The 3,834-nt window shown below is 64.4% G+C and carries 1 protein-coding gene; it reads right to left on the reverse strand.

The genetic code is table 11. The features are described from left to right. Positions 1–3,834: glucoamylase family protein (locus tag EOA36_RS30120; RefSeq protein ID WP_281040090.1), on the reverse strand; the 3,834-nt coding region annotated here is incomplete at both ends.

Here is a 3,834-nt window from a genome sequence, read left to right on the forward strand (position 1 = left end):
ATCCCGATCCGTTCCTGCGGCTGCCGGCCGAGTCCATCGCTTCCGGATTGGGCAAGCATGGCCTGGCGGGCAAAGCTCTCCTGATGGTCGAGCCGGTTTATGGCCTCCTCCAGCTCGGCGCGGTTGGCCCCGACGACGGTCCAGAAGGTCAGCGATATCTTCTTGTTGGCGGGCACGCGCACCTGACGGCGCAGCGAGGCGATGGGATCGAGCGTGAAGCCGGAATGGCCGCCCAGCCTGGCGCCTGGATCGAAGGCGGCGGCATCGACGATGGTGCGGCCACGGCCGATGAAGGCGCGCCTGTCGGTCTCGGCCTCGGCATCACGAGCCGGCCCCGACGGATCGGTGACGAAATGCACCAGGGCGACATCGGGCTCGCTGGTTTCGCGCTTGCGTCGCGTGGCGAAGATCGCGCCATTGTTGGCGGCGATTTCCGTTTCCACGAACATTTTCGAGAAGGCCGGATGCGCGTTGTCGGAAGCCTCCGATCCCAGAACCAGCTCGGCAAAGGACGTCACTTCGATGTGACGGTCGGATGTGCTCTCATTGTAGAGCGTTATGCGGCGGCCTTCGCCATTGCCTTCGGAAACGACGATGCATTCGACCTCCGAGCGTAGCGTGCCGGCCGATTTGACGAAGCTCGCCTTGTCATCGGAAAACAGGGTCTGCGTCTTTTCCTCGGGCGCGCGCCTTGGCTCCGCCGTTGCCGACCACCAGTCGCCGGTGCTGACGTCACGCAGGAAGATGTATGAGCCTAGACGGTCCTCGACCGGATCCGGCTGCCAGCGGGTCACTGACAGATCGCCCCAGCGGCTGTAGCCGGAGCCGGTCGCGGTCACCATGACCGAATAGCGGCCGTTCGACATCACATTGGTCGAACGCAGCGCCCGCACGGGATCGAGCACAATGCGGGTGTCAGGGCTCTCGGTTTCGGTCTCGTCCTTGGAGCGTTCGTCGGCCTCGGTGCGGACGGTGGCGGTCGGAATGTCGCGCGGCGCCCTCTCCTGCAGCAGCAGTTCGGCTGATTCGATGACTGGATCGCTGTGAAAGCGATCGCGCAGGCGACCTTCGAAAATGGCGTCGGCGACGGCGGCGATCGACATGCCCGAATGGTGGGCATAGTAATTCAGCACGACCGCGTGGTTGGTGCCTTCCGGCACGCGCTGCGGGGTGAAGTCGACCGCATCATAATAGCCATGGCGGCCAAGCGCGCCGATCTCGCGCAGCCGGGCCAGATTCTGCACCGCTTCGCGCGGGTTGAACTGCGCCGCCATGATCGTCGCGTAAGGTGCGATCACCGTGTTCTGGCCAAGGCCGCGCTTCAGTCCCAGCCCCGGCACGCCGAAATTGGTGTACTGATAGGTCAGTTCGCGGTCGCGGGCATTGTAGGCTGCTTCCGAGATCCCCCACGGCACGTTCTTCTGGCGGCCGTACTGCATCTGACGCTTGATGATCAGCTTGCTGGTCTGGTTGAGGATCGAGCCTTGCGGTTCCTTCATTACCAGCGGCGGCATCAGGTACTCGAACATCGAGCCGGACCACGACATCAGCGCGCCCTGGAAGCCGATCTCGACGATGGGGCGGCCGAGCCTGAACCAGTGCTCGGTCGGCAGATCGCCCTTGGCGATGGCGAACAGGCTGGTCAGCCGCGCCTCGGAGGCGAGAAGGTCGTAGCAGCTTTCGTCGAGCTGATGTTCCTCGACCCGGTAGCCGATCGACAAAAGCTTGCGCTCCGGCCGCATCAGGAAGGCGAACTCCATCTCGAAGGCGAAACGACGGGTGCGCTCGCGCAAGGTGAGCAGCTTGGCACGCAGAGCCTCGACCGCGTTTTCGTCGCTGTGGGCGTCATGGACGTGCGCCTCGCAGGTGGCTTCGAGCCTTGCCGCCCAGTCGACGATGACGTCACTCTGCGGCGATGCGGCCTCGGTGTGAATGGCGGTGGCGAGCTTGCGGATTTCACCGGCCAGCACCGCCAGGTTGATGGTGCGGATCGAGGCCATTTCCGGCTGTGCCTTGATCGTGTCGACGGCGCGCCGCATGCCGTCGAGGCGATCGACGAGGCGTTGGCGCAATGGGCGCAACTGACGGCGATCGTCAGGCAATTCATCTAGGCTTTCGCTCAGGATGGTCACGGTGTCGAGAATGCCTTCGAAATCACCCTGCAGGTGGACGGAAGGGGCTTCCGCCCATTCGGCGCAGGCCGCCGCCACCGCCACCAGGTGACCGGCGAGATTGCCGCTGTCGACAGCCGAGATATAGAGCGGGTAGAGCGGCTTCAGGGTCGTGGTGTCGTACCAGTTGAAGAGATGGCCGCGGCTGCGCGGCATGCTCTCGATGGTCGTCATGGTGGCATCGATGCGGGTGATGGCATCGGACAGGCTGATCCAGCCGAAATCGCGCGCCGAGACGACCGAGAGCAGGTAGACGCCGACATTGGTCGGCGAGGTGCGGGGCGCCACGACGGGCGCGGGGCTCTCCTGGAAATTGTCCGGCGGCAGATTGTGATGTTCGGCCGTCACGAAGCTCTCGAAATAATGCCACGTGCGCCGCGCCACGGTGCGCAGGGTGTGAATATCGGCCTGCGATATACGCAGCCGATCCTCGGTTTCGGCGGAGCGGCTGATCCAGCTGGCGATCGCCGGCGAGCCGATCCAGAACAAGGCAAAGAAGAAGGCCACGAAGGCACCGGTGGAATCGGCCAGCACCGGAATGGCGAGGCCGACAAAGCCGATGATCACGGCACCATACATCATGCCGTAATAGGAGCCGACATCGTTGTCGCCCGCCTTGTGCGCCTGCGAGGCGGTGCGCCATTCCAGGAGGTTCTGCCGGCTGACGAACAGCCGGTAGAGCGTGCGCACGATGGCGTCGCCCATCATCCAGGCGTTGTGTGCCATCAGCACGATCTTCAGTGCCACCATGGCGGTGCCGAAGGCGACGTCGCGCGCCAGCGCCGAGAAATGGCCGCGCGGCGTCTGGTCGCCGCTCTTGGGCAGGATGGCGTTGACCACGTCGAAGGTCGGCGCCATGAACAGGCTGAGGATCAGCAAGGCCTGCCACTGCGCGGCCTGCGTGAAGGGCAGCAAGGTCCAGCCGGCGATCGCCGCCATCACCCAGAAGATCGGCGTCAGCGAGCGGCGCAGATTGTCGACCATCTTCCAGCGCGACAAGGCCGGAACGCCGGAACGGGGGTTGAAGATGTATCCCAAAAGTTGCCAGTCGCCGCGCGCCCAGCGATGGTGGCGCGAGGCGTCGACCGAGTAGCGGGTCGGGTAGTCCTCGACCAGTTCGACGTCGGTGACGAGTGCGGCGCGCGCCAGAGCGCCTTCGAGCAGATCGTGGCTGAGGATGGTGTTTTCCTCGATGCGGCCCTGCAAGGCGGCCTCGAAGGCATCGACATGATAGAGGCCCTTGCCGGTGAAGGACCCGTCGCTGAAGACGTCCTGATAGAGGTCCGAAACAGCGAAGACGTAAGGATCAAGGCCGCGATTGGCCGAGAACACGCGCTGGAAGAACGAGGCTTCGTCGCCGCTGGTGAGTGAAGCGGTGATACGCGGCTGCAGGATGGTGTAGCCGGCGGTTACGACGCGCCTGGTGGCGTCGAAATGCGGGCGGTTGAGCGGATGGCAAAGCTTGCCGACAAGGCTCGATACGGCATCGCGGGTGGTGCGGGTATCGGCGTCGAGCGTCATCACATGGACGACTTTTTCCGGCAGCGGCACTTCGAGTGGCAGGAAGGTGGTATCGCTGTCGCCGCGCAGCAAGAGGTCGAGCTCGTGCAGCTTGCCGCGCTTGCGTTCCCAGCCCATCCAGCACCCTTGAGCCGCATTGTAG

The sequence above is a fragment of the Mesorhizobium sp. M8A.F.Ca.ET.021.01.1.1 genome (assembly GCF_003998025.1).
Lineage (GTDB): Bacteria > Pseudomonadota > Alphaproteobacteria > Rhizobiales > Rhizobiaceae > Mesorhizobium.